Origin of the sequence: Salinibacterium xinjiangense (assembly GCF_014645015.1) — a bacterium.
GTDB lineage: Bacteria > Actinomycetota > Actinomycetes > Actinomycetales > Microbacteriaceae > Rhodoglobus > Rhodoglobus xinjiangensis.
Map to the genome: position 1 here is coordinate 68780 of NZ_BMLC01000004.1, position 26028 is coordinate 94807.

The window sequence follows — 26028 nt, forward strand, 5'->3', positions numbered from 1 at the left end:
CTCCATTTGGAACCAGACAACCTGCCCAGTGTAGTCATTTCTCGCAAGGAGCACCATTTTCATGACCGTCAAGGTCGCTATCGCGGGCGTAGGAAACTGCGCCAATTCACTCATTCAGGGCGTCACCTTCTACGCGGATGCCACGCCAGGCGACGTCATCCCCGGTCTCATGCACAATCGATTCGGCCCTTATGCGGTGTCTGACATCGAGTTCGTTGCAGCATTCGACGTCGATGCTCTCAAGGTTGGTATCGATCTCGCGGATGCGATGTGGGCCAGCGAAAACGGCACCTACCGGTTTGCCGAGGTCGCTGCGACCGGTGTGACCGTGCAGCGCGGGCCCACTCTCGACGGGCTCGGCAGCTACTACCGCGAGATGATCGACGAGTCGGATGCTGCGGCGGTCGATGTGGCCCAGGCGCTCCGGGACAGCGGCGCGAACGTGCTCGTGTGCTACCTCCCCGTTGGCTCCGAGCAGGCCGCGAAGCACTACGCCCAGGCCGCACTCGACGCCGGAGTCGCGTTCGTCAACGCTCTGCCCGTTTTCATCGCCAGCGACCCCGTGTGGGCCGCGAAATTCACTGATGCGGGCATCCCGATCGTCGGCGATGACATCAAGAGCCAGCTCGGCGCCACTATCACCCACAGAGTGTTGGCGCGCCTTTTCGAGGAACGCGGGCTCGTGCTCGACCGCACCTACCAGCTCAACGTCGGTGGAAATATGGACTTCAAGAACATGCTGGAGCGCACGAGGCTCGAATCCAAGAAGGTCTCCAAGACCCAGTCTGTGACGAGCAACGTCGAGGCCCAGTTGAACTCCCGTGACGTGCACATCGGCCCAAGCGACCATGTGCCGTGGCTTGAAGACCGCAAGATGGCCTTCGTCAGGCTCGAAGGCCACGGTTTCGGCAACGCGCCGACCAGCCTCGAGTACAAGCTCGAGGTATGGGATTCGCCCAACTCGGCTGGTGTGGTCATCGATGCGGTTCGTGCGGCGAAAATGGCGCTGGATGCGGGGCTAGGCGGCCCGATCGAGGCGGTGTCTGCCTACCTGATGAAGTCGCCGCCCGTGCAGCTGCCTGATCCCGTCGCCCGCCAGCAGCTCGACGAATGGATCGCAGACCTGACCTGACCCGCAGAACTGCCTAGCGCGCCGCGTGCCACTCGCGAAGGCGCTCTTCGGCGGCCTCGGGATCGAGCGGTCCTTCGTCGAGGCGCAGTTCGAGCAGGAATCGGTAGGCCTCCCCCACCTCTCGGCCTGGCCGGATTCCCAGGATCTCCATGATCTGCTCGCCGTCGAGGTCGGGGCGCACTGCGGCGATCCCCTCGGCCTCGGCGATGGCGGCTACGCGCTCCTCGAGATCGTCGTAGGCGAATGACAGCCTGTCGGCCTTGCGCACGTTTCGCGTGGTCACATCCGCCCTCGTCAGGATGTGCAGTCGCTCCAACTGGTCCCCGGCATCGCGCACGTAGCGACGAACAGCGGAGTCGGTCCAGGCGGCATCGGTATATCCGAAGAATCGCAGGTGCAGTTCGATCAGCCGCGAGGCAGCGGCAATGGTGTCATTGTCGAAGTGCAGTGTCTTCAGTCGCCGGCCAGCGAGTTTTGCTCCGACCACATCATGGTGGTGGAATGTCACGACCCCACCGCCCTCTATACGACGCGTCGAAGGCTTTCCGATGTCGTGCAACAGGGCAGCGATCCGCAGCACCAGGTCGGGCGCGGCACCATCGGCCGCGCGCGATTTCTCCAGGGAGATCGCCTGCTGCAGCACGGTGAGGCTGTGCTCGTAGACGTCTTTATGGTGAGCGTGTTCGTCGACCTCGAGTCGCAGGGCTGGCACCTCGGGAAGCACGAGTTGCGCGATCCCCGTCTCCACCAGCAACCGGATGCCCGGCACGGGGTCGTCTGTCTTCAAGAGTTTCGACAGCTCGTCGGCCACGCGCTCGACGCTGATCTTCCCGATGCGAGACGCCATCGCGGCCATGGCGGCCACCGTGGCCGGCGCGACGGTGAAGTCGAGCTGGGACGTGAAACGGGCGGCGCGCATCATCCGGAGCGGATCATCGCCGAACGACACCTCCGGTGCGCCCGGAGTGGCGATACGCCGGGCCACGAGATCTTCGACGCCACCCCATGGGTCGACAAGTACCCGTTCCGGCAGGCGGAGCGCCATCGCATTGATGGTGAAATCGCGACGCTGGAGGTCGTCTTCGAGGCTGTCACCGAACGCCACGACCGGTTTACGCGATTCACCATCGTAGGAGTCGGCGCGATAGGTCGTGATCTCGACGGTCTGTCCGGCGATACGCGCGGCGATGGTACCGAATTCGCGCCCGATGTCCCATTGGGCGCTCGAGATCGGCGTGACAAGCGCGATGATCTCCTCCGGCCGGGCGTTCGTCGTGAAATCCAGGTCGGTGACGGCGCGACCCAGGAATGCGTCCCGCACCGGGCCACCCACGAGCGCCAGTTCCCGCCCCGCCTGGGAGAACGCGGCTGCGAGGGCCGCAACGGGCCTGGATTCGGCGAGCGCGCCGAGACTGACGATGGCCCTGGCGACACTCTCCATGATCGAACCAGCATGACACAGCGGCGCCGCACCGGTTGAGGTCGGCAACTCTCAGCCTCGGGTGAATAGACTCATCCTCATGCTGGCCATGCCTTTTTTCGGGGCCAGCCCATGTCTTTGAGAGTGCTCAGCGTCGCGCTGGCCTTCGGGATCGGGCTGGTCGGCATTGGCGTCGGTGCTCCCCGCGCGGCCGCCGTCGACCCGGCCGCTCCGGTGCAGGTGGCGATTGCGGTCCCCATCATCGTGCCCGAGAGCGCAGGCGGGCTGATCTCCGCGGATGCCCTCACGCAGTACACCTCACCGCTGGGCACACTCACCCGCCAGCTGGATTCCATCGAGGGTCGACCTGTCGTGCTCGGGATCGATCCGAGAATCATCGTGTCGATTCGAATCCTGGGCACTGCCGCGCCAGCGAGCGCGAGCGCGTGGCTGGCCCGGCTGGAGGCGGCCCCTAACGAGTCGTTCCCGCTGACCTATGCGGATTCCGACATCACGCTGGCCAGTCAGGCTGGCAGCACCGTTGTCCTTCAGCCCACAGGATTCGACTTCGCCATCGATCCCGCGCTGTTCACGGCTCCCCTGACAACCATCCCTCCGACACCGACCGGCACGCCGACACCGACGGCCGCAGCCACACCGACAGCTCCCGTCGTTCCACCGCTGCCCAGCAGCCAGGACCTCGAGTCGTGGCAATACTCGTTGACCGGAATCGCGTGGCCCGTGGAGTCGACAGTCACCGCCTCGGATCTGCCCATCATCTCCAGCAGCGGCTTCTCGACGATGATCCTCTCGTCGGCCAACCTCGATCGAACCCCCGGATCCGGCGCCGTGGCTGACGTAACCGGAACCCGGTCGCTTGTCGCTGACGCCACGGCATCGGCGTCGTTTCGATCGGCGGTCCAATCATTCACCGTCGCAGACTGGCAGGCGAATACCGCAGCGATGTCGTCAGCGATCAGCACTGCCGGACAAGACCAGTCCGGTTCGACGGCGACAGTGGTCATCACCCTCGACCGCAACGCTCTGGATAGCGGCAACCGGCTGGCCGACACCATCACGGCGGTGCAGGGAAACCCGCGAGTTCGAATCGTCGGATTTACCGAGCTGCTGGGAGTCGATGCCTCTCCTGCCACCGTGATCGACCAGCCCCATTCGCCCGATCAGCTGGCGCTGATGCGCCAGCTGCTGGAGGCCCAGACTGCAGAGGCCCAATTCGCGGCGATCGCGGAAGATCCCCTCGCCATCACCTCGGCACGCCGTCTCGACCTCCTGGCACTGCAATCCAGCGGATGGAGGAGCAACCCCGCCGGCTGGCCTGTCATCGTGACAAGCGACCTCGTCGTATCCACAGAGTTGCGGTCAGCGGTGCAGGTCGCATCCACTGGCGACTTCAACTTCCTCGCCGCCGCCGCCCCGCTGCCGATCGCGGTGGCGAACAACCTCGACCAGCCTGTGACCGTCTATGTCACTGTCCGTCCAGACACCGGGCTCCTGACGGTTGGCGACACCAGAATCGAACTCGAGATCGAACCGAACTCGCAGGCAAGCGCGATGATTCCAGCCCAGGCTGTATCGAACGGCGTGGTGGGAGTGACGGTATCGCTCTCGAGCGCATCCGGCGTTCCCATAGGCGAATCCTCCAGGGCGCGAATCAACGTACAGGCCGGCTGGGAGACCCCCATCGTGATCGTCATTGCGAGCCTGGTCGTCGCTGTGTTCGGTGGCGGCCTCGTGCGTAATATCCTCAGACTGCGCAAGGCGGCAGCGGCGAAAGGTTCCGGCGCATGACCGAACCAGTCAGCGAAGGCTCCGACGCGGCATCCATCATCGATGTACCTGAACCAGCACGACCAGCGTCGTCCATCGGACGTTCGAGTGCGCTCCTGGCCTCGGGCACCCTCGTGTCCAGGGTGCTCGGGCTCGTCAGCATCATCGTGTTGTCCGTGGCCATCGGGGTCAACAGTTCCGCGGGAGACACGTTCGCGCTGGCCAACCAGTTGCCGAACAATATCTACTCCCTGGTGGCCGGTGGCCTGCTGAGTGCCGTGATCGTGCCGCAGATCGTAAAGTCGAGCCTCAACGATGACGGTGGTGCTGGCTTCATCAACAAACTTCTCACGATCGGCTTCGTGGCGGTCTTCATTGTCACTGTGATCGCGACCGCGTGCGCCCCGCTGCTCGTCTCGCTGTACGGGGGCGGATTCCGCGATACGAATATCGGCCTCGCGACGGCTCTCGCATACTGGTGTCTGCCACAGATTATGTTCTACGGCCTTTACAGCCTGCTGGGCGAGACGTTGAACGCCCGCGGAGTATTCGGTCCGTTCTCCTGGGCCCCCGTGCTGAACAATGTCGTTGCGATCGGAGGCCTCCTGACCTTCATCGCAGTCTTCGGTGGCGCGATGGAGTACAAGGATCCCTCGCAGTGGACTATCGCTGAAATCGCGCTGCTGGCCGGTAGTGCGACTTTGGGAATAGCCGCCCAGGCTTTCTCGCTCTTCTTCTTCCTCGGCCGAGCGGGAATCAAGTTCCGGCCGGACTTCGGCTGGCGGGGAGTCGGGCTCGGTAACACCGGCCGGGCCGCGTCCTGGGTGTTCGGGATCTTTCTGGTGAGTCAGATCTCCGGAGTAGTAGAACTCAACGTATCGTCCAGCGCCAGCGGCGGCGGGAACGCTTCGGTCAATGCCATGAAGATCGGCTGGCTGATGTACATGCTGCCGCACTCGATCGTGACCGTGTCGATCGTCACCGCCTATTTCACGAGGATGAGCACCCACGTCCGGGACGGGCGTTTCGACGAGCTGCGCAACGATATCTCGTCGGCGATCCGCTCCATCCTGCTCATCATGATCTTCGCCGCCGTCGGCCTCGGCGTGCTCTCCCTCCCTTTCAGCGCGGTCTTCGGAAACGACTACGGCGAGGTTCTCTCTCTGGCTGGCGTATACCTCGGATTCCTGACGGGACTGGTGCCATTCACGGTCTTCTTCGTGCTGCTGCGCGTCTACTACGCACTGGGCAAGACACGCTGGGCCTTTTTCATCCAGGTGATCCAGACCAGCGTCTATGTCGTGCTCGCCCTGCTCGTAGGGGCTCTCGCGCCCCATGAGTGGACGGCCGTGGGCCTCACCCTCGCGCTGACCACGGCGGTCACAGTACAGGCAGTGCTCTCGGCCCTCGTGCTGCGCCGGCATCTCGGCCAACTGGATGTGGGCGGCGTGGTCATGCAGGCCCTGTGGTTCCTCGCCGCAGCGATCCCTGCCGGCGCCGTCGGCTGGGGCATCCTGCAACTTCTCGGTGGGGTCGGCCCTGACGGCTTCCCCGTCTCCAACCGGCTCGATGCCATCCTGTCGATGGCCGCCGCTGGTACTGCGATGGCCGTTGTTTACTTCGGGGTGCTGTGGTTAACGCGCAATCCCGAGCTCCGAGCCTTCGGGGAGCCCCTTATCGATAAGCTGCGGCGAAAAAACCGCACGGTCGACTCCCGGGAATAGCACGTATCGTGACACTGTTGTGCCGGATAGTAAAACCCTGAAGGAGGCACTCATCGTGCGCGAGATCATCATCATAGGTTCCGGCCCAGCCGGCTACACCGCAGCGATTTATGCTGCGCGCGCCAACCTGAGGCCTCTGCTCATCGCCAGCTCAGTTGAGGCGGGTGGAGAGCTTATGAAAACCACCGAGGTCGAGAACTACCCAGGATTCGCCGACGGTATCCAGGGCCCTGATCTCATGATGGCCATGCAGGCCCAGGCCGAACGTTTCGGCACCGAGATCGTGCTTGACGATGTGACGAAACTTGAACTGGATGGCGAAGTCAAACGCGTCACTCTCGGCAATGGGGACGTTTACGAGGCCCTGGCCGTGATTTTTGCCACCGGATCCGCCTATCGCAAGCTCGGTATCGACGATGAGGATCGCATGAGCGGTCACGGGGTGTCGTGGTGCGCCACCTGCGATGGCTTCTTCTTCCGACAGAAGACGATCGCTGTTGTCGGCGGTGGAGATTCCGCGATGGAGGAGGCCACCTTCCTGACCCGATTTGCGGAGAAGGTCTACGTCATCCACCGCAAAGACTCGCTGCGGGCATCCAAGACCATGCAGGATCGCGCGTTCAATGATCCGAAGATCGAGTTCCTGTGGAACAAGGAAGTTGTGCACATTTATGGCGATGAGTTGGTGACCGGTATCGGTGTCATGGACACGGTGGATGGCACGGAGTCGACGATCGACCTGTCCGGCCTGTTCATCGCCATCGGCGCAGACCCGCGCACGCACCTCGTGCACGGACAACTGGACCTCAACCCCGACGGCACGATCGCTGTCGCCGGACGATCCTCGCGCACCAACATCACTGGCGTCTTCGCTGCCGGTGATGTCATCGACCCGACCTACCGTCAGGCCGTCACCGCGGCCGGATCCGGCACCGTGGCTGCCCTCGACGCCGAGCATTATCTTGCAGGTCTCCCGAAAGAACTCCTGGCCAAGGCTGAATCCCAGTCGGTCACCGTCTGAAAAAGTTAGGAAAACACAATGTCAACAGCACAAGATGTTACTGACGCCACATTCGCCGACATGGTCCTCAACTCGAGTGACACCATCATGGTCGACTTCTGGGCCGAATGGTGCGGCCCCTGTCGCGCCGTCTCGCCGATCCTCGATGCGATCGCCGCAGAGCACGCCGACAAGATCAAGATCGTCAAGCTCAACGTGGACGACAACCCCCAGATGGCCATGAAGTACCAGATCACGTCGATCCCGGCGATGAAGGTTTTCCGTGGCGGAGAGGTCGTCAAGACTGTCATCGGCGCCAAGCCGAAGCCCGCAATCGAAGCGGACCTGGCCGAGTTCCTCGTCTAACCTGATCCCCGTCTAGTCAGGTCCCGCGGCATTCACAGCTGACTAGTGGCCAATTGCGCATGAGTGGTCCCGTCCCCGTCCTGGGACGGGGCTTTTCTCATAGCCACAGTTATCCTTGAGACTTCGCGACTGAAATGGGCCAGCGCATGACCACAGCACACATCCCGGGTTCGGGCAATAATCTCGACCAGTGGTACGGCCATTACGCCGCCCGCACGGCTGGCCTTGCGGCCTCAGAGGTGCGCGCCTTGTTTGCGGTCGCATCCCGTCCCGAAGTCGTCTCTCTCGCGGGCGGAATGCCGTTCGTCTCCGCCCTGCCAAAAGAGCTGATCAGCGGGGCAATCGAGAGGGTGATGGCGACCAGGGGCGCTGTCGCGCTGCAGTACGGCTCAGGGCAGGGAATGCCCGCTCTGCGTGAACAGATCCTGGAGGTCATGGCCCTCGAGGGCATCCGCGCCGGCGTGGACGATCTGGTCGTGACCACGGGATCCCAGCACGCGCTCGAACTCGTTACCAAGCTGTTTATCAACCCCGGGGACGTGGTGCTCGCAGAAGGGCCGAGCTACGTGACCGCCATCACTGTCTTCAAGTCGTTCCAGGCCGACATCAAGCACGTTGCCATGGATGAGTTCGGCCTGATCCCCGAGGCCCTCCGCGAGAGCATCACGCAGATCAAGGCTGCCGGCAAAACGATCAAATTCCTGTATACGGTACCGACATTCAGCAATCCCACGGGCATCACCCTCACCTGGGAGCGCAGGCTCGAAGTGCTCGAGATTTGCCGCAGCAACGGCATCCTGGTGCTCGAAGACAACCCGTACGGGCTGCTCTACTTCGAGGGCCAGCCCCCACATGCAATGCGCTCGGTCGAGGAAGATGGGGTCGTCTATCTCGGTACATTCTCCAAGACCCTCGCGCCCGGTTTCCGCGTGGGATGGGCCCTGGCGCCACACGCCATCCGCGAGAAACTCATCCTCGCCAACGAGGCTGCTGTACTCTCCCCCAGCTCCTTCACCCAGCATGTCATCAGTGAATACCTGGATTCGGCAGACTGGAAGGGCCAGATCGAGACATTCCGCGGCGTCTACCGTGAAAGGCGTGACGCAATGCTGGCCGCCCTCGGCGACTACCTGCCCGACCTGAGCTGGACCACGCCGGCAGGCGGGTTCTACGTCTGGGTCACCCTGCCCGACAACATCGACGCCAAGTCGATGCTGCCGAGGGCTGTGAAGGAGCTCGTGGCCTACACTCCCGGCACCGCGTTCTACGCCGACGGCAGTGGTCGGAACAAGCTCAGGCTTGCGTTCTGCTATCCGACTCCTGACTTCATCCGAGAGGGCATCAGACGCCTCTCCACCGTGATCAATGGCGAACGTGAGCTACTGAACACCTTCTCCCAGACAACCGCATTACCTGTCATGCGCCCTGAAACGTCGATGAGCAACCCTCCTGCGAACCTCGGCTGATGGCATCCACCAGGGTCCTCGTCCTTGCCGGGGGAATCTCGCACGAACGCGATGTCTCGTTGCGATCGGGCCGGAGGGTCGCCGACAGCCTTGCCGCGCACGGTCTCCAGGTTGAATTGCGCGATCCGGATGCTACATTGCTCGCCTATCTGCGTGAAAACCGACCTGACGTGGTCTGGCCTGCCCTCCACGGCGCCAGCGGAGAGGACGGCGCCCTCCGCGGGCTGCTCGATTTCATGGGCGTGCCTTACGTTGGCTCCAGGGCCGACGCATCCCGGCTCGCGTGGGATAAACCGACCGCCAAGACCATCGTCGGGCGCGCCGGAGTCGCGACACCGACCTCGATCGCTCTCCCCCGCGATGCATTTCGGGAGCTTGGCGCCAACAGCATCCTCGACGAGATCGCCGACGAGTTCTCCGGGCCTCTCGTGGTCAAGCCAGCGCAGGGTGGATCAGCACAGGGTGTCACGATTGTCGATGACCGTTCACTGCTCCCCCGGGCCATGGTCGATGCCTATACCTACTGGGACGTCGCGCTCATCGAACAGAAGATCGCCGGCACCGAGATCTCGATCGGCATCATCGACAGCGGTGACGGCGCTGTTGCGTTACCCGCTGTCGAGATCGAACCCCTCTCTGGCGTCTACAGTTTCGAAGCCCGGTATAACGCCGGCGAAACACGTTTTTACATTCCGGCACGCATCAACGAGGATATTGCGGCCCGCGCAGCGGAAACCGCTCTGACTGCCCACCGCGCGCTCGGCTTGCGTCACCTATCCCGCGTCGACGTCATTATCGACGGCGCAGGAACTCCGTGGTTCCTGGAGGCCAATGTTCTTCCCGGGCTCACTGAGACATCGGTGCTGCCACAGGCTCTGGAAGCCGAGGGCCACGACCTCGGATGGGTGTACGCGGCGCTAGCCGAGGCGGCTATCGCAGAATCCCGCGTCTGACCAGCTCTATTATCGGCTGAATCCCGGCTCGCCCAGCTCCCCGAGGATGCGGTTGAGATCGCCCACGGTCGCAAAGTCGATGACAATCTGGCCCTTGCTCGCACCAAGACTCACCTTCACCCTAGTGTTCAGCCTGTCACCCAGTCGCTCCGCGATCTCGTCGAGCTGCCCCTGGCGCCGACCTGCTGACGGCTTCGACCTTGCGGGCTTCGGAGACAGTTGACCGGCAGCGGCTTCCGCCGCTCGCACGGAGAGGTCTTCATTGACGATCTTGTCGGCAAGCCGCTCCATCGACGCGTCATCCCCCGCAGCAAGGATGGCCCTGGCGTGTCCGGCGCTCAGCACACCCGACGCCACTCGGTTCTGCACTGCCGTCGGAAGACGAAGCAACCGGAGCGTATTCGTGATCTGGGGCCGGGAACGCCCGATACGGTTCGCGAGCTGCTCCTGCGTAATCCCGAAATCAGCAAGCAACTGCTGGTAGGCGGATGCCTCCTCCAGCGCGTTGAGGTTCGCCCGATGGAGGTTCTCGAGCAGGGCATCCCGAAGCATGTCTTCATCGGCGGTGCTCTTGATGACCGCTGGAATTGTCGCCAGACCGAGCTGCTTCGTTGCGCGTAGACGACGCTCCCCCATGATCAGCTCGTACTGCGGCTCCCCCGCGGCGGCACCCGTCCGAGGGCGCACGACGATGGGCTGCAGAACTCCGATCTCCCTGATCGACACCACGAGTTCGTTGAGTTCATCTTCCTTGAACTCAGTCCGGGGTTGCTTAGCATTGGGAACAATGTCATCGGGTGAAAGATTCGCGAGCCGTGCCCCGGGTACGGCCAGAAGACCCTGGGGCGCTGCTCCTCCCGTGGGAAAGAACACGTCGACCGGGCGCTGTGTCGATTCGTCATTCGCCGGTATGAGCGAGCCGATCCCACGACCAAGCCCCGTACGCTTCGGTGCGGCCATTATTCGGGGGCCCCACGGTGCGCGATCTCGCCCGCAGCCTCGAGATACGAGAGTGACCCCGGTGAATTTGCGTCGTAGCTGATCACTGTCTGTCCATAACTTGGTGCCTCTGAGATTCGAACTGAACGGGGAATAAGAGTCCGGAGAACCTGTTCAGGAAAGTGGTCGCGCACGTCCTTCACAACCTGATTCGCCAGGTTTGTACGGGCGTCGTACATCGTCAGCAGGATCGTCGACACTGCAAGGTCTGGATTCAGGTGGCGCTCGATGAGCTGGATGTTGCTCAGCAACTGGCTGAGGCCCTCAAGAGCGTAGTACTCACACTGGATCGGTATCAGCACCTCCTTCGCCGCAACGAACGCATTGATCGTCAGTAACCCCAGGGAAGGAGGGCAGTCGATAAATACATAGTGGAACTGGTCTGGGAACGTATCGAGGAAGGTGTCGAGTGCCGTTCGCAGGCGCTGTTCCCTCGCGACCAGCGAGACCAGCTCGATCTCGGCGCCCGCGAGGTGGATGGTGGCGGGCAGGCAGTACAGCTGCTCAGACTCAGGACTCTTCTGCACCACCTCGATCATGGGAACGTCATTAATGATCACGTCATAGACACTGGGGGTATCTGCCCTGTGCTCCACTCCCAACGCGGTTGAGGCGTTTCCCTGCGGATCCAGGTCAATAACGAGAACGCGCGCGCCTTCCCGCGCCAGAGCTGCTGCGAGATTCACCGTAGTCGTGGTTTTCCCAACGCCGCCTTTTTGATTCGCCACCGTGAAGATGCGGGGCTCTGGAGGCAACGGAAGCGACTGCGCTGCGATCGCACGGCGGCGGCGCGTGTTCTCCGCTATTTCCCGGGCCAGCGGCGTCGTGCCATCGAAGCTCCTCGTCGAATCGGCGAGATTTCCTTCGGGATGTTTCACGTGAAACCTTCTGCTGGCTTGAGCTGTGAGCTCGCTTGGTCGTTCGTGGTCAGTCCACTGTAGCCCGAAAAACCCGCGTCAACTCCGTCGTCAGGCCCTCGCCGAGCACGAGCACCTCCACATTCGTGAGATGGTGTTTCCGGATGGTGTTCTTCGCCACAAGCACCTCATCTGAGATCCTTGCGCCCTTCATGAACACCATCTCGCCGCCGTGCCTCAGTAGCCGAACAGTAGCGGGAATCAGCTTCGTGAGCGCGGTCACTGCGCGGGCTGTGACCTGGTCCAGCGGTGCATCCAGCCTGGCGTCCTCCGCCCTCGCACGCACCACCACCACATTAGTCAGACCCAATTCCCGCGCCTCGCTTTCGAGCCAGGCAACCCTGCGCTCCATTGGCTCGATGAGAACGAAATCGCAATCCGGACGCGCCATGGCAAGCACCAACCCAGGAAGCCCTGCGCCACTACCGACATCGCCCACCCTGCCCGGCCGCAGAAGTGGAGCAATAAGCCCGCAGTTGATAATGTGACGCGTCCACAGCCTGGGCGACTCGAGTGGTCCGATCAGACCCAGTTCCTCGCCGCGCCGGCCCAGATCGTCCGTGTACTGCCGCACGAGACCAACGCGGTCACCGAACATCTCCTGCGCAAAGGCCGGTTCGAGCTCTAGGGCATCTCGATAAGAGACTTTGGGACCTGGGGCCTCCGCCCCTTCCGTGCCTGTCGTTTCGGCATCCGTAGGACCGACCCTTGCTGGTCCGACATCCGCTAGGTCACCCAGAGGTACACCACCGAAGGGAACGTCACTCATGCGCCAGTGGCCTTTCATGGGAGCTCGCCGGGACGAGCTCGCGATGTTTCACGTGAAACTATGAGCGGGTGATCACCGTGTGGCGATCGCGCCCCTCGCCCTCGGACTGTGACGTGAACCCACGCTCTGCGACGACGTCATGAATAAGTTTGCGCTCGTACGAGGTCATAGCCGGGAGGGCCGCCGACTCAGCGCCCGCCTCGATGCGCTCCACTGCCTTGTCGACCAGTAGTGCCAGTTCAGCCTCGCGTGTCTGGCGTGAACCCCCGACGTCGAGAATGAGGCGCGAGAAAGCCCCGGTCTTCGTCTGGACAGCAATCCTCGTCAGTTCCTGCAATGCGTTTACCGTATCCGGGCGGGAAAGAAGACGCAGGTTGGTCTGCTCGCTCGATGTCACCGAAAGGTATGCCCGACCGCCACGCGCATCGATCTCGATATCGCCATCGAGGTCCGTGATGTCCAGGAGCTCCTCGATGTAATCCGCGGCGATGTCGCCCTCCTCCTCAAGCTGATCCGGGGTCGATACCGTAACCGGCTCGATTGCGTGGTCCGCCGCGGCGATCTCGGGCTCATTGGTCTCGGTGACGTCGCTCATCGCTTGTTGCTTCCACTCTTCTTCTTGGCACGGTTCTTGCTGACAGGCTGCTGGCGCTGCACGTTCTTGATCTCTTCTACCTCTGTGACACCCGCTTCGTCCTCGATGATGACGATGCCCCTGCGCTGCTGACGCTTCGCCAGTCTCGTTTCACGAGCCAGCGCCGCTTCGCTACCGGGGGTGGGCAGATTGCGGATCACCAGGAACTGCTGCCCCATTGTCCAGAAGTTCGAGACGAGCCAATAGAACATCACGCCGAGTGGGAAGGTAAAACCAGAGAAAGCGAACACGAGAGGGAGTAAATACAGCAGGATGCGCTGCTGCTTGTACATCGGGCTGGCCTTCATCTCAGCGGACTGGTTCTTCGACATGATCTGCAGTTGCGTGATGAACTGTGACCCTGTCATCAGGATGACCATCACGACCGCAATGATGATCACCGCGGTGTTGCCATTCGCTGTGCTGATCGCCAGGTGCAGCGGCGCGATGCCGAACAGCGACGAGGTTCCGAAAGACTCAGAGAGAGCTGGGTTGAGGAGGCCGACACCCGGAGTCCGGGAACCGTCGGCGTTAACATGCTGCGCATTGTTCAGCACCGAGAACAGTGCAAAAAATATCGGCATCTGTAGAAGGAGCGGCAGGCATGAACTCAGGGGGTTCGTCCCGGTCTTCTTGTACATCGCCATGGTTTCGCGAGACATGGCCTCGCGGGAGAACTGGTCTTTCTTGCCCTTGTACTTGTCCTGGATCTTCTTGATCTGAGGGGCAACCTCGAGCATGCGCCGCTGGCTCTTGATCTGCTTCACAAAAACGGGGATCAGGGCCGCACGAATTACCAGGACGAGCCCAACGATGGACAACACCCAGGTGAGCCCGGCATTCCCATCGAGCCCGGCCCCCTCCAGCATCGTGTGGAACAGTACGAGGATCGCCTCGACGACCCATTTGATGGGCCAAAGTATGGTGTTGATGATGTCAGGCATGCTTAAGGTCAGACCTTTCCGTCGCTCGAAGCAAAGCTGGTGGCGGATACCGCACAGGAATTCGGAACGGCGAAGCCGAACCTGTTGATTGCCACGCGCCCGTGTAAAGGAGAAGGGATGTCGTCGACACCGCCCTCTGCCCACGGGTGGCAACGAGTGAGCCGTCGTGAACCGAGCCACACACCCCGAACCACGCCGTGATGCTGTATCGCCTGCATCGCGTAGTGAGAGCATGACGGGTAGTAGCGACACACGTCGCCGTATAACGGCGATATCACTGCGCGATACACCTTGAGGGTTGCAACCAGGATGTTACGTGGAGCGAGAAGAACCCATGCCACTGCGAGCCTCATCGCGTCATCACACCCTTCCTGATCGATCCGACGATCTCCGCATGAAGGGTAACCCAGTCAACCTCATGAGCGCCTGGCAAGGCTCTAATGACGATGTCATTGCCGGACCCGAGCTCCCCCAGAAGATCACGGCCCACAGCTCTCAAGCGCCGGCGGATCCTGTTTCGGACCACGGCATTGCCCACAGCCTTGCTGACAATAAAGCCAAACCTCGTGGGGCCGGCGATGCCGTGATCGATGACGTGTACGACCGCAACTCGGGATGCAACCCGACGACCGCGACGAACCGCCGTACGAAAATCGGCCGGCTGTACTACTCGGTTCGCTCGGGCAAGCACCGTCTGAGGCTGAACTGCCGCTTTACGCGGAAAGTTCAGTGCGGCCCTTGCGACGGCGGGCACCAAGGATGGCGCGTCCGGCGCGGGTGCGCATGCGAAGACGGAACCCGTGCACCTTGGCGCGACGGCGGTTGTTCGGCTGGAATGTTCTCTTGCTCATAGTGATATCTCCAAAGCCCAGCTCTGAAGGCCGGAAAGATGTAAGCAGCCATCACTGGTTGTAGCAGACGGCTGGAAGTCAACTGATTAAAAGTACGTTGTTAATCAGCGCGGGTCAAACTTTACAGGTCGATCCTGCATTATCCACATGCGGGTAACTGGGGTTGGTACCGACATGCTGTGGACAACTAAGGTGAAGGCCTGCCGAAATATGGGCGGTTTAGGGCTTTCCGACCGCGGACGGGTCGACCGGGGCAGTGGATAACCCTGTTAGTAGAACACTAAAGAGGATGTGGCATCAATGTCGGAATCACCCGACCCGACCCGAAATATCTGGCAATCGGTTCTATCGCGGCTGACGGCTGATGACCGCATCACACCGCAACTCGTCGGGTTCATCAACCTCATCGAGCCCAAGGGCGTGATGGCTGGAACGCTATACCTCGAGGTACCAAACGAACTAACCCGCAGCATGCTCGAACAACGCATCCGCCTGCCGCTACTGAATGCCATCGCCGGTTTGAGTGATGACGAGGACGTGTCGAACTTCGCGATCGTCGTGAATCCGGATATCCAGCAGGATATTCTCGAGCAATCAGCAGACCCGACAGAACAGCTCTATATAGAGCCAATCGTGGTGACCCCGATCGACCAACCTCGCCGCTCGGACTCTCGCCTCAATCCCAAATACAGTTTCGATAATTTCGTTATCGGTGGGTCGAACCGCTTCGCCCACGCTGCGGCCGTAGCCGTGGCCGAAGCACCCGCCAAGGCCTACAACCCTCTCTTCATCTATGGCGGATCAGGGCTGGGAAAAACCCACCTACTGCACGCCATCGGCCACTACGCGGAAAGTCTGTATCCGGGCATCCGAGTTCGGTATGTCAGCTCCGAAGAGTTCACCAACGACTTCATCAACTCCATCGCCAATAACAGGGCCTCAGTCTTCCAATCCCGTTATCGCGAGATCGACATCCTCCTGATCGACGACATCCAGTTCCTCCAGGGTAAAGACTCGACCCAGGAGGCCTTCTTCCACACCTTCAATACGCTGCACGACCACAACAAGCAGCTCGTAATCACCAGCGACCTACCCCCGAAGCATCTCACCGGGTTCGAGGACAGGATGCGGTCCCGATTCGAATGGGGCCTCATCACCGACGTGCAGGCTCCAGACCTCGAGACACGCATCGCCATCCTTCGTAAGAAGGCCCAGAGCGAGAAGCTCCAGATCGGGAATGACATCCTGGAATACATGGCGACGAAGGTGTCGTCGAATATCCGCGAGCTCGAGGGCACTCTCATCAGGGTCACGGCCTTCGCGAGCCTAAACAAACAGTCCGTCGACCTTGCTCTCGTCCAGACAGTCCTCAAAGACCTCATCACCCTCGACGAAGACAATGTCATCGCGCCGGTAGACATCATCAATCACACTGCCGAGTACTTCAAATTGACCATCGATGATCTCTACGGATCCTCGCGCTCCCAGGCCGTCGCCACCGCCAGACAGATTGCCATGTATCTCTGCCGAGAGATGACCAACCTCTCGCTCCCCAAAATCGGCCAGCTGTTCGGCAACCGTGACCACACCACTGTCATGTACGCGAACAAGAAGATCACCGAACTGATGAAGGAGCGCCGCTCTATCTACAACCAGGTCACTGAACTCACGAGCCGCATCAAGCAGAACCATCGCTTCAAGCCCTAGCCCCGTCCCGCTGGCTAGTTTCCACACCGTGTGAAACCCCTGTGGATAACTAGCCCGACTCGCCGTCCATCCTGTTGATACAAAAAAAGACCCTGTGGACTCCGCGCTGGCATGAGCGCTTCACGGCCTGCGACTTCCGTAGTTAATCCGAGCCGTACTACACAACTCACACGCATGTAGTTTCCAGTGGATGCATCGAAGTGAGAGGGTTATCCACAGTCTCCACAACGGTTAAGAATGTTGTTCTTTATAAAGAAGATTTTGCTCGAGAATCAACCCATGGTCCGGGCGCGGGCCGCCTGTGCCAGTATTAACCGGCCAGTCCACACAACGCGTTAGGGGTGAACTAAGTGAAGTTCCAGGTAAATCGCGATGTGTTCAGTGAAGCCGTCTCATTCGCCGTCAAGCTGCTTCCACAGCGCACGACGCTGCCGATCCTGAGTGGCATCCTGATTGAAACAACCAAAGACGGACTCATACTCTCGTCATTTGACTATGAAGTGTCGGCTCGTACCGAGATCAGCGCAACCGTTGAAGAGCCCGGCCGCGTGCTGGTCTCTGGTCGCCTCCTCGCCGATATCGCGAGCCGGCTCCCCAACGCGCCGGTTACTTTCTCCACTGATGAGGGGCGAATCACCGTCGCATGTGGAGCTGGCCACTTCACGCTTCTCAGCATGCCGGTCGAAGAGTATCCAACCCTCCCCCAGGTGTCGGAAAAAGCAGGCATACTTCGCGCTGAGGACTTCGCTGCAGCAATCGCGCAAGTCGCGGTCGCCGCGTCCCGGGATGACGTGACGCCGGTCATCACGGGCGTCCAGCTCGAAGTTTCTGAGAACAGCGTCTCCCTCGTAGCGACAGATCGCTATCGTGTCGCAATCCGTCAGATCGAATGGGACGCGGGTAACTCGGGAGTCGAAACAGCAACAGCGCTCGTTCCAGCGAGGACACTTGTCGAGATCGGCAAGACCTTTGGGCACAGCGGCAATATATCGGTGGCAATCACAAGCACCGATGATCGCGAGTTAATTGCCTTCCGGGCCGACAAGAAGACGGTCACCTCGCTGCTGATCAAGGGCAACTTCCCCCCGGTACGACGTCTGTTTCCAGACACCGTCGACAACTATGCAGTCATCAACACCGCTGAACTCATCGAAGCCGTACGGCGGGTGTCCCTCGTGCTGGAGCGAGAGGCGGCTCTTCGATTCACCTTCACCATCGAGGGAGTAACCCTTGAGGCCATCGGCTCGGAGCAAGCCCAGGCATCCGAATCAATCGACGCGTTCCTCACTGGCGTTGACACCGTCGTTTCACTCAAACCCCAGTTCCTGCTCGATGGCCTCAGTTCCGTCCATTCCGAGTTTGTCCGCATCTCTTTCACGAAGACCGACAATCCCAATAAGCCGGGACCGGTGCTGATCACGAGCCAGTCTTCGAAAGATCAGCCCGGGGCGGACAATTACAAATATCTACTCCAGCCCAACCTGCTGTTGCGCTAACCACCCCTACTCCTGAGGAGTTTTTCGATGCACATCGGCATCATCGGCCTGGGAAAAATGGGCAATAACATGCGTGCGCGTTTGCGCACACAGGGGCTCACCGTCACGGGGTACGACCCGGATCCGGCAGTGACCGATGTTGCGAGTCTCGAAGACCTTGCGCTGGCGCTCCCCGCCCCCAGGATCGTTTGGGTCATGGTCCCCTCGGGCAAGATCACCGATGACGTCATTCACAGCGTGGCGAATGTACTGAGTGCCGGTGATCTTGTGATTGATGGTGGAAACTCGCGGTACACCGACGATGCAGTGCACGGGGATTTCCTCGCAACGAAAGAGATCAGATTCCTGGATGTCGGCGTTTCCGGCGGAGTTTGGGGGCTGGAGAACGGTTACGGGCTTATGGCCGGCGGGGACGCAGCCGATATAGAGCGCGCCATGCCGATTTTTGATGCGCTGCGACCCGCGGGTCCGCGGAATGAGGGGTTCGTGCATGCCGGCCCGATCGGTGCGGGGCACTACGTCAAGATGGTGCACAACGGCATCGAGTACGCGCTGATGCAGGCGTGGGCTGAGGGTTATGAGTTGCTGGATAGTCGTAAAGATCTGGTCACCGACGTGACGGGTTCTTTTAAGGCATGGCAGCGCGGGACTGTTGTTAGGTCATGGCTGCTCGAGCTTCTCGTTAAGGCGCTCGAGGAAGATCCAGAATTTACAGAAATCAGTGGTTATGTCGAAGATTCGGGCGAGGGTCGGTGGACCGTCCACGAGGCATTGGATCGCGCGGTACCCGTGCCCACCATCAGTGCCGCGATCTTTGCGAGATTCGTCTCACGCCAGAAGGATTCGCCATCGATGAAGGCCGTCGCGGCTCTCCGTAACCAGTTTGGTGGCCACGCCGCTCGTAAGAGTTGAACGACGTGACCCAGTGATCGTCTCTCATCTCACCCTCACCGACTTCAGGAATTACGAGACCCTCGACGTCGCGCTGAATCCCGGAGCCAACCTCTTCGTCGGTAGCAATGGCCAGGGGAAGACGAACCTCGTGGAGTCGCTCGGTTACCTGAGCACCCTCGGTTCCCACCGCGTCTCCACTGACCATGCCATGATCCGCCAGGGGCAGGATTCGGCAATCGTCAGGGCCCGCCTCGTGCACGGCGAACGCGAGATCCTGGCTGAGGTGCAACTCAATCGTGCGGGTGCCAATCGGGCGCAGATCAACCGTTCCGCAATCAAGACCCGGGAACTTCCGCGTTACTTCTCCAGCGTCCTGTTCGCACCAGAAGACCTCGCACTCGTGCGCGGTGATCCATCCGGGCGGCGCCGCTTCCTGGATGAGCTCCTGGTGCTGCGCACTCCGCGCATGAGCGGGGTGATCGCCGACTACGAGAGGGTTCTTCGTCAGCGCAATACCCTGTTGAAGACGGCCCGAAATGCGCGGAGCGACCTGTCTACCCTCGATATCTGGGACGAGCGGCTCGTATCGTTCGGCTCAGAGATCATCGTCGCGAGGAGTTCACTACTCGCTGAACTCAGCCCCGAGGTCGCACGGGCATACCGGAGCATCGCGGGAGCTGACCATGCGGCAAAGGTGTCCAGCTACCTCAGCATTTTTGCGAGCAGCGCTGATGATGACACAGTGGATTCCTCGGCGACAAGGTCGGGTCCGCTTGAGAATGTCATGGTCACCGAGGGTTTCCGCGCGTCTCTCTCGCGTCTCAGGCGCTCGGAGATGGAGCGGGGAATCACGCTGGGTGGGCCTCACCGGGATGACGTGATCCTCGAGCTGAATGGGATGCCCGCCCGCGGGTACGCCAGCCACGGGGAGTCCTGGTCATTCGCCCTGGCATTGAAACTCGCCTCGGCTGAAGTGCTTCGGCGCGAGTCGTCATCCGGCGACCCGGTCGTGATCCTCGATGACGTCTTCGCAGAACTCGATGAGTCACGACGCGGTCGACTCGCGACGGCTGTCGGCGACTTCGAGCAGGTCCTGATCACGGCGGCAGTGTTCGGTGATGTGCCTGAGCAGCTTGCGGGAACCGTCGTGCGCATCAAAGGTGGGAAGGTGGTGTCCGATGATGAGCGATGACAGCGAACAGGACGAAAGCGATGATGACGACCTCGCCATCGACAGCGGTCGCGATGAGCATGTCGCTGTCTACCTGAGGTTCCGAAAGGTCTTCGGAGACGCGAGCACGAGGTCGGCGACAGCCAGGAAGCGGAAAAAAAATAAGAAGGAGGGTGCGAGCGTCCCGTTTGCGGAGGGCCGGGACCCGCATGGGCTCGCTGACGTCATCGACGGGCTCACCTCGAAGATGGGCTGGACCTCTCCGTTAGCCCGCTCTGCCCTGCTCACCTCCTGGCCCGCGATCGTCGGTGTCGACACTGCTGAACACTCGTCGCCTCAGGGAATCGAGGATGGTGTGTTGACGATTTCGTGCGACTCCACCGCATGGGCGACTCAGCTCCGGTTGATGCGTTCCCAGATCACCACCACGATCGCCCAGCGCTTCCCGGATGCGGGAATCGAGTCCGTTCGCTTTGAGGGCCCGAACGCCCCCTCCTGGAAACGAGGGCTTAGATCAATTCCAGGCCGCGGCCCACGCGATACGTACGGCTAGCAGGGCAAATCTGGTCACCCGTTACGGGAACAGTCCCCAGATGGCCGAATCAGCCCCTTGCTGAGGTGCTTTTTGGTAGACTTGTCGAGGCCGTCGGGCGCCCCTCCCTGTGTGGAGATTTCTGCCCCGGATGGCGAGTACCGAATCGGCAGGAGCCTAATTCAAAATGACAGACAGCGCGCGCGGCGATAGCGAAGCACAAGCCCTCCCCCGTATCCCCGACGACTCGAGCGCCCACGGAACCCTCTCCAACGGACACGTTGCTGCTGACAGCTACGGCGCCGACCAGATCCAGATCCTCGAAGGATTGGAAGCTGTTCGAAAGCGGCCGGGAATGTACATCGGCTCAACCGGTCCGCGGGGTCTTCATCACCTCGTCTACGAAGTCGTCGACAACTCGGTGGATGAAGCTCTCGCCGGATACTGCGACACGATCGACGTGTGGATCCGGGCCAACGGTTCGGTGCGCGTGCGCGACAACGGTCGCGGCATCCCTGTCGACCTGAATCAGCAGGAGCAGAAGTCGACGGTCGAGGTCGTCATGACGATCCTGCACGCTGGTGGAAAGTTCGGCGGCGGCGGTTACGCGGTGTCGGGTGGACTGCACGGCGTCGGTATCTCGGTGGTCAATGCGCTGTCGAGCGAGGTCGACACCGAGGTTCGGCGACAGGGCGCCGTCTGGCGTATGAGCTTCAAGGATGGCGTGCCCACCGGGCCCCTCCAGAAGGGCGAATCGTCAGACGAAACAGGCACCCAGCAGACCTTCTGGCCGAGCAGGGAGACGTTCGAGACCGTCGAGTTCGACTACGAGACCCTCCGTGCCAGGTTCCAGCAGATGGCATTCCTGAACAAGGGACTGCGCATCACCATCACGGATGAGCGCGGCGACGAAGAAGTCTCCGAGAGCTACATGTACGAGCGCGGACTGGTCGACTACGTCGAGTACCTGAACAAGGCGAAAAAGAACGACCTCATCCACCCCGATGTGATCGCGTTCGAGTGGGAGGACTTCGATAAGAAGATCTCGCTCGAAGTAGCGATGCAGTGGACTAATGGATACACCGAGAGCGTGCACACCTATGCCAACACGATCAACACCCACGAGGGTGGCACCCATGAAGAAGGCTTCAGGGCCGCGCTGACGACTCTCGTCAACCGCTATGCGCGTGAGAAGAACATCATCAAGGAAAAGGACGAGAATCTCTCCGGTGACGACGTCCGCGAAGGTCTCACCGCTGTAATCTCCGTCAAGCTAGCCGAACCGCAGTTCGAAGGCCAGACCAAAACCAAGCTGGGCAACACCGAAGCGAAAGCATTCGTGCAGAAGCTGGCCGGCCAGCAGCTTGGCGACTGGTTCGACCGTAACCCCACCCAGGCGCGCGACGTGATCCGCAAAGCCATCCAGGCCTCCCAGGCGCGAATCGCTGCGAGGAAGGCGCGTGAGCAGACCCGCCGTAAGGGGCTTCTGGAATCCAGCGGGATGCCCGGAAAGCTGCGCGACTGCTCGAGCAAAGACCCTGCGCTGTCCGAGATCTTCATGGTCGAGGGTGACTCGGCCGGGGGCTCGGCCGTGCAGGGCAGGAACCCTGAGTTCCAGGCGATCCTCCCTCTGCGCGGCAAGATCCTGAACGTTGAGAAGGCGCGACTCGATCGCGCTCTCGGAAACGCCGAAGTGCAGGCGATGATCACCGCGTTCGGCGCCGGTGTCGGGGAGGACTTCGACCCCACCAAGGCCAGGTACCACAAGATCGTACTGATGGCAGATGCCGACGTCGACGGCCAGCACATCACGACACTGCTGCTCACACTGCTCTTTCGCTACATGCGACCGCTCATCGACCTGGGCTACGTGTACCTCGCGCAGCCACCGCTGTACAGGTTGAAGTGGAGCAACGCCCAGCACGAGTATGTCTACAGCGACCGGGAGCGGGATGCGCTGATGGAGCTCGGGCTCGCCTCGGGGAAGCGTGTACCGCGAGACAACGGCATCCAGCGCTATAAGGGGCTCGGCGAGATGGACTACAAGGAGCTGTGGGAGACCACGATGGATCCAGCGACTCGCACCCTCTTGCAGGTCACCCTGGATGATGCGGCCGCCGCTGACGAGATCTTCTCCACGCTCATGGGCGAAGACGTCGAATCACGACGCAACTTCATCCAGCGCAACGCCAAAGATGTCCGCTTCCTGGATATCTAGAACTCACCACTTTCGCGGCGTAACGACTTTTAGGGCACACCAATGGCTGACGTAACAGAACCAGAAGAATCGATATTCAGCGACAAGATCGTTGATCATACGCACGACAAGATCACGCAGGTCGACCTCCAGCTCGAAATGCAGCGGTCGTACCTCGACTACGCCATGAGTGTCATCGTCGGTCGCGCGCTACCCGAGGTGCGCGACGGATTGAAGCCCGTGCACCGCCGTGTGATCTATGCGATGTACGACGGTGGCTACCGCCCGGACAAGGGGTTTTCGAAGTGCACCCGCGTCATCGGCGACGTGATGGGCCAGTTCCACCCGCACGGTGACTCCTCGGTCTACGACGCCCTCGTTCGGCTGGTGCAGCCGTGGAGCCTAAGGTATCCCCTTGCTCTCGGGCAGGGCAACTTCGGATCCCCCGGAAACGATGGCGCAGCGGCCCACCGTTACACCGAGACCAAGATGGCTCCTCTGGCCATGGAGATGGTCCGCGACATGGAAGAAGACACCGTCGACTTCCAGGACAACTACGACGGTCGTACGCAGGAGCCGACGGTACTACCGAGTCGCTTCCCCAACCTTCTCGTCAACGGTTCCGTCGGAATCGCGGTCGGCATGGCCACGAATATTCCGCCGCACAACCTTCGCGAAGTGGGTGAGGGCGCCCTCTGGCACCTGGCCAACCCCGACGCGACCAGGGAAGAGTTGATCGAGGCGCTGATCCAGCGTGTCAAGGGACCTGACTTCCCGACCGGAGCCCAAATTCTGGGAATCAAGGGGATCCAGGACGCGTACCGCACGGGGCGTGGCTCCATCACCATGCGCGCAGTCGTCACTGTCGAAGAGCTTCAGGGTCGCACCTGCCTCGTCGTGACCGAATTGCCCTACCAGGTCAACCCAGACAACCTGGCACTGAAGATCGCCGACCTCGTGAAGGACGGAAAACTCGCCGGCATCGCCGACATCAGGGACGAGACATCCGGTCGCACGGGCCAGCGACTCATCGTCGTGCTCAAGCGCGATGCTGTCGCCAAGGTCGTGCTGAACAACCTCTATAAGCACACACAGCTGCAGGAGAACTTCGGCGCGAATATGCTCGCGATCGTCGACGGGATCCCGCGCACGCTCTCGATCGACGGGTTCATCACGGCGTGGGCCACCCATCAGATCGACGTCATCGTCAGGCGCACGGCCTACCGGCTCCGCAAGGCTGAGGAACGCGCACACATCCTCCGGGGATACGTGAAAGCGCTGGATGCTCTCGATGAGGTCATCGCCCTGATCCGCCGTTCGCCCACAGTGGAAGAGGCGCGCGAGGGTCTCATCACCCTGCTGGCGGTCGACGAGCTTCAGGCCAGGGCGATTCTCGATCTCCAGTTGCGCCGTCTTGCGGCACTCGAACGCCAGAAGATCATGGAAGATCTCGCGGCGATCGAAGTCGAGATCGCTGGGTTCAAAGTGATCCTCGCCAGCCCCCAGCTTCAGCGCGACATTGTGAGTGAAGAACTCACCGAGCTCGTAGCGAAGTATGGCGATGAGCGTCGCACCGAGATCATGTTCGGCTTCGACGGCGATATGAGCATAGAAGACCTCATCCCCGAAGAAGAGATGGTGGTGACCGTCACTCGAGGTGGCTACATCAAGCGCACGCGGAGCGACAACTACCGCAGCCAGCACCGCGGTGGTCGTGGCGTCAAGGGCGCGCAGCTGAGGGCGGATGACGTGGTTGACCACTTCTTCGTCACAACCACCCACCACTGGCTGTTGTTCTTCACGAACACTGGCCGGGTCTACCGTGCCAAAACCTACGAGTTGCAGGAAGCGGGGCGTGACGCCAAAGGCCAGCACGTCGCCAACCTGCTCGCCATGCAGGCAGGGGAAGAGATCGCACAGATCCTCGATATCCCGGATTACGCTGCCGCCAAATATCTCGTACTCACCACCCGTGGGGGCCTGGTCAAGAAGACGGCGCTTACCGAATACGACACAAACCGCACCGGCGGCATCATCGCGATCAACCTGCGGGAGGGCGATGAGGTCGTCTCGGCGATGCTCGTCGAAGAGGATTCAGACGTGCTGCTGGTCTCGCGCAAGGGGATGTCGATTCGATTCACTGCGTCCGATGCAGCAATGCGGCCCATGGGTCGGTCAACATCCGGTGTCATCGGCATGCACTTCCGCAATGAAGACCAGTTGCTGTCGGCAAGCGTTGTCACCGACAGTGGGTATGTCTTCGTTGTCACCGAGGGTGGATATGCCAAGCGCACCTCCGTCGACCAGTATCGAGTGCAGAACAGGGGTGGCCTCGGCATCAAGGTTGCGAAACTCGCCGAAGCAAGGGGTGACCTCGCCGGCGCGCTCATCGTCGACGACGAAGACGAAGTGCTCGTGGTTCTTGCCAGCGGCAAGGTGGTACGCTCGTCTGTCGCCGAGGTTCCAGCGAAGGGTCGTGACACCATGGGAGTGGTCTTCGCCAGATTTGCGGAGGACGACCGGATCATCGCCATCGCTCGCAACAGCGAACGAAATCTAGAAAACCAGGAACCCGACGTTCCGGTCGAGCCCGGCCATAATGTTGTGGAATCCTCTGGGAAGGACGAGTCGATAGATGAGTAGTGTCGCCGAGAAGCTGCAGCGAAAGTCTCAACGCCAGGTAGCCACCAAGCAGGTTCGTCTCAAGCTGGTTTACATCGACTTCTGGTCTGCTGTGAAGTTCTCGTTCCTGATTACCGTGTCGCTCGGAATCGTGCTCGTGGTCGCAGTGGTGCTGATCTGGGTAGTGCTGAACTCGACGGGCATCTTTGGAGACCTGGACGCGATCCTGAAAGACGTCCTCGGTGAGCCTACCTTCAGCGTGACGACGAGTGTCTCGCTTAGTCAGGTCGCGTTGTTCGCCATCGTCATCGCCGTGCTCAATGTGGTCGTGGGTACTGCCCTCGGCGCGATCGCCAGCATGCTGTACAACTTCAGCGTGAGGATTACCGGCGGGCTGCTGGTCGGGTTCACCAACAACTGACCGATTACGTGAATCTGGTCTGGAT

Annotated in this window: 24 protein-coding genes; 15 read left to right on the top strand and 9 right to left on the bottom strand. The window is 61.1% G+C overall.

The features are described 5' to 3' along the window. Positions 1-61 precede the first annotated feature (61 nt). A complete protein-coding gene (locus IEW81_RS12175; protein ID WP_097061570.1) occupies positions 62-1132 on the top strand; it encodes an inositol-3-phosphate synthase in 1071 nt (356 codons plus the stop codon). A gap of 13 nt (positions 1133-1145) precedes the next feature. Here the strand turns inward: IEW81_RS12175 and IEW81_RS12180 are convergent, their stop codons facing one another. Beyond that, complete coding sequence (locus tag IEW81_RS12180) at positions 1146-2573, bottom strand: CCA tRNA nucleotidyltransferase (RefSeq protein ID WP_097061571.1); 1428 nt, start codon at positions 2571-2573, stop codon at positions 1146-1148. Positions 2574-2684: 111 nt separating this feature from the next. Here IEW81_RS12180 and IEW81_RS12185 point away from each other — a divergent pair, with 111 nt between their 5' ends. From IEW81_RS12185 to IEW81_RS12210, 6 genes are all read left to right on the top strand, one after another. Next, positions 2685-4361, top strand: coding sequence for a DUF6049 family protein (locus IEW81_RS12185; RefSeq protein WP_143544725.1), 1677 nt, complete (start codon positions 2685-2687; stop codon positions 4359-4361). Further along, positions 4358-6064: a murein biosynthesis integral membrane protein MurJ gene (gene murJ, locus IEW81_RS12190; RefSeq protein WP_097061573.1), complete on the top strand. Its 1707-nt coding sequence runs from the start codon at positions 4358-4360 to the stop codon at positions 6062-6064. Before IEW81_RS12185 ends, murJ begins: the two co-directional genes overlap by 4 nt. A 55-nt stretch (positions 6065-6119) precedes the next feature. Further along, on the top strand, positions 6120-7085 hold the full coding sequence (trxB, locus tag IEW81_RS12195; RefSeq protein WP_097061770.1) for a thioredoxin-disulfide reductase: 966 nt from the start codon (positions 6120-6122) through the stop codon (positions 7083-7085). An 18-nt stretch (positions 7086-7103) separates the two neighbouring features. Beyond that, positions 7104-7430: a thioredoxin gene (gene trxA, locus IEW81_RS12200; RefSeq protein WP_097061574.1), complete on the top strand. Its 327-nt coding sequence runs from the start codon at positions 7104-7106 to the stop codon at positions 7428-7430. A 146-nt stretch (positions 7431-7576) separates the two neighbouring features. Beyond that, positions 7577-8896 carry an aminotransferase-like domain-containing protein gene (locus tag IEW81_RS12205; RefSeq protein ID WP_097061575.1) on the top strand — a complete coding sequence of 440 codons (1320 nt, stop codon included), beginning with the start codon at positions 7577-7579 and terminating at the stop codon, positions 8894-8896. Continuing rightward, positions 8896-9849, top strand: coding sequence for a D-alanine--D-alanine ligase family protein (locus tag IEW81_RS12210; RefSeq protein WP_097061576.1), 954 nt, complete (start codon positions 8896-8898; stop codon positions 9847-9849). Before IEW81_RS12205 ends, IEW81_RS12210 begins: the two co-directional genes overlap by 1 nt. 9 nt (positions 9850-9858) lie before the next feature. Here the strand turns inward: IEW81_RS12210 and IEW81_RS12215 are convergent, their stop codons facing one another. From IEW81_RS12215 to rpmH, 8 genes are all read right to left on the bottom strand, one after another. Beyond that, the gene (locus tag IEW81_RS12215; RefSeq protein ID WP_097061577.1) at positions 9859-10809 is read right to left on the bottom strand and encodes a ParB/RepB/Spo0J family partition protein; all 951 of its coding nucleotides are present in this window, start codon (positions 10807-10809) and stop codon (positions 9859-9861) included. Then, the gene (locus IEW81_RS12220) at positions 10809-11726 is read right to left on the bottom strand and encodes a ParA family protein (RefSeq protein ID WP_097061578.1); all 918 of its coding nucleotides are present in this window, start codon (positions 11724-11726) and stop codon (positions 10809-10811) included. Before IEW81_RS12220 ends, IEW81_RS12215 begins: the two co-directional genes overlap by 1 nt. Before the next feature lie 49 nt (positions 11727-11775). Next, positions 11776-12363 (bottom strand): 16S rRNA (guanine(527)-N(7))-methyltransferase RsmG, encoded by a 588-nt coding sequence (gene rsmG / locus IEW81_RS12225; RefSeq protein WP_097061771.1) that lies wholly within the window; start codon positions 12361-12363, stop codon positions 11776-11778. Between the two features lie 229 nt (positions 12364-12592). Further along, positions 12593-13129, bottom strand: a complete 537-nt coding sequence (locus tag IEW81_RS12230) for a Jag family protein (protein ID WP_097061579.1) — start codon at positions 13127-13129, stop codon at positions 12593-12595. Beyond that, on the bottom strand, positions 13126-14112 hold the full coding sequence (yidC, locus tag IEW81_RS12235) for a membrane protein insertase YidC (RefSeq protein WP_097061580.1): 987 nt from the start codon (positions 14110-14112) through the stop codon (positions 13126-13128). Before yidC ends, IEW81_RS12230 begins: the two co-directional genes overlap by 4 nt. Before the next feature lie 8 nt (positions 14113-14120). Next, entirely contained in the window at positions 14121-14465 is a 345-nt protein-coding gene (yidD, locus tag IEW81_RS12240; RefSeq protein WP_097061581.1) for a membrane protein insertion efficiency factor YidD, read from the bottom strand. Beyond that, positions 14462-14866: a ribonuclease P protein component gene (rnpA, locus tag IEW81_RS12245; protein WP_308421918.1), complete on the bottom strand. Its 405-nt coding sequence runs from the start codon at positions 14864-14866 to the stop codon at positions 14462-14464. Before rnpA ends, yidD begins: the two co-directional genes overlap by 4 nt. After that, positions 14826-14963, bottom strand: coding sequence for a 50S ribosomal protein L34 (rpmH, locus tag IEW81_RS12250; RefSeq protein ID WP_010204566.1), 138 nt, complete (start codon positions 14961-14963; stop codon positions 14826-14828). The genes rnpA and rpmH overlap by 41 nt, the downstream gene beginning before the upstream one ends. A gap of 300 nt (positions 14964-15263) precedes the next feature. Here rpmH and dnaA point away from each other — a divergent pair, with 300 nt between their 5' ends. From dnaA to IEW81_RS12290, 8 genes are all read left to right on the top strand, one after another. Beyond that, complete coding sequence (dnaA, locus tag IEW81_RS12255) at positions 15264-16670, top strand: chromosomal replication initiator protein DnaA (protein ID WP_097061583.1); 1407 nt, start codon at positions 15264-15266, stop codon at positions 16668-16670. A 350-nt stretch (positions 16671-17020) separates the two neighbouring features. Beyond that, complete coding sequence (gene dnaN / locus IEW81_RS12260) at positions 17021-18166, top strand: DNA polymerase III subunit beta (protein ID WP_097061584.1); 1146 nt, start codon at positions 17021-17023, stop codon at positions 18164-18166. 27 nt (positions 18167-18193) lie between these two features. Next, positions 18194-19078: a phosphogluconate dehydrogenase (NAD(+)-dependent, decarboxylating) gene (gene gnd / locus IEW81_RS12265; RefSeq protein ID WP_097061585.1), complete on the top strand. Its 885-nt coding sequence runs from the start codon at positions 18194-18196 to the stop codon at positions 19076-19078. A gap of 13 nt (positions 19079-19091) precedes the next feature. Then, positions 19092-20252 (top strand): DNA replication/repair protein RecF, encoded by a 1161-nt coding sequence (gene recF, locus IEW81_RS12270; RefSeq protein ID WP_097061586.1) that lies wholly within the window; start codon positions 19092-19094, stop codon positions 20250-20252. Continuing rightward, the gene (locus IEW81_RS12275) at positions 20242-20784 is read left to right on the top strand and encodes a DciA family protein (RefSeq protein ID WP_097061772.1); all 543 of its coding nucleotides are present in this window, start codon (positions 20242-20244) and stop codon (positions 20782-20784) included. Before recF ends, IEW81_RS12275 begins: the two co-directional genes overlap by 11 nt. A gap of 166 nt (positions 20785-20950) precedes the next feature. After that, entirely contained in the window at positions 20951-22981 is a 2031-nt protein-coding gene (gene gyrB / locus IEW81_RS12280) for a DNA topoisomerase (ATP-hydrolyzing) subunit B (RefSeq protein WP_229671394.1), read from the top strand. 42 nt (positions 22982-23023) lie between these two features. Continuing rightward, on the top strand, positions 23024-25603 hold the full coding sequence (gene gyrA, locus IEW81_RS12285; protein WP_097061587.1) for a DNA gyrase subunit A: 2580 nt from the start codon (positions 23024-23026) through the stop codon (positions 25601-25603). Further along, the gene (locus IEW81_RS12290) at positions 25596-26003 is read left to right on the top strand and encodes a DUF3566 domain-containing protein (protein ID WP_097061588.1); all 408 of its coding nucleotides are present in this window, start codon (positions 25596-25598) and stop codon (positions 26001-26003) included. The genes gyrA and IEW81_RS12290 overlap by 8 nt, the downstream gene beginning before the upstream one ends. The last annotated feature ends 25 nt before the right edge of the window (positions 26004-26028 follow it).

Coding starts and splice junctions, on each gene's coding strand:
- IEW81_RS12175 (WP_097061570.1), top strand. CDS start 62: ATGACCGTCAAGGTCGCTATCGCGGGCGTAGGAAACTGCGCCAATTCA.
- IEW81_RS12180 (WP_097061571.1), bottom strand. CDS start 2,573: ATGGAGAGTGTCGCCAGGGCCATCGTCAGTCTCGGCGCGCTCGCCGAA.
- IEW81_RS12185 (WP_143544725.1), top strand. CDS start 2,685: ATGTCTTTGAGAGTGCTCAGCGTCGCGCTGGCCTTCGGGATCGGGCTG.
- murJ (WP_097061573.1), top strand. CDS start 4,358: ATGACCGAACCAGTCAGCGAAGGCTCCGACGCGGCATCCATCATCGAT.
- trxA (WP_097061574.1), top strand. CDS start 7,104: ATGTCAACAGCACAAGATGTTACTGACGCCACATTCGCCGACATGGTC.
- IEW81_RS12205 (WP_097061575.1), top strand. CDS start 7,577: ATGACCACAGCACACATCCCGGGTTCGGGCAATAATCTCGACCAGTGG.
- IEW81_RS12210 (WP_097061576.1), top strand. CDS start 8,896: ATGGCATCCACCAGGGTCCTCGTCCTTGCCGGGGGAATCTCGCACGAA.
- IEW81_RS12215 (WP_097061577.1), bottom strand. CDS start 10,809: ATGGCCGCACCGAAGCGTACGGGGCTTGGTCGTGGGATCGGCTCGCTC.
- rsmG (WP_097061771.1), bottom strand. CDS start 12,363: ATGTTCGGTGACCGCGTTGGTCTCGTGCGGCAGTACACGGACGATCTG.
- IEW81_RS12230 (WP_097061579.1), bottom strand. CDS start 13,129: ATGAGCGACGTCACCGAGACCAATGAGCCCGAGATCGCCGCGGCGGAC.
- yidC (WP_097061580.1), bottom strand. CDS start 14,112: ATGCCTGACATCATCAACACCATACTTTGGCCCATCAAATGGGTCGTC.
- yidD (WP_097061581.1), bottom strand. CDS start 14,465: ATGAGGCTCGCAGTGGCATGGGTTCTTCTCGCTCCACGTAACATCCTG.
- rpmH (WP_010204566.1), bottom strand. CDS start 14,963: ATGAGCAAGAGAACATTCCAGCCGAACAACCGCCGTCGCGCCAAGGTG.
- dnaA (WP_097061583.1), top strand. CDS start 15,264: ATGTCGGAATCACCCGACCCGACCCGAAATATCTGGCAATCGGTTCTA.
- gnd (WP_097061585.1), top strand. CDS start 18,194: ATGCACATCGGCATCATCGGCCTGGGAAAAATGGGCAATAACATGCGT.
- IEW81_RS12275 (WP_097061772.1), top strand. CDS start 20,242: ATGAGCGATGACAGCGAACAGGACGAAAGCGATGATGACGACCTCGCC.
- gyrB (WP_229671394.1), top strand. CDS start 20,951: ATGACAGACAGCGCGCGCGGCGATAGCGAAGCACAAGCCCTCCCCCGT.
- gyrA (WP_097061587.1), top strand. CDS start 23,024: ATGGCTGACGTAACAGAACCAGAAGAATCGATATTCAGCGACAAGATC.
- IEW81_RS12290 (WP_097061588.1), top strand. CDS start 25,596: ATGAGTAGTGTCGCCGAGAAGCTGCAGCGAAAGTCTCAACGCCAGGTA.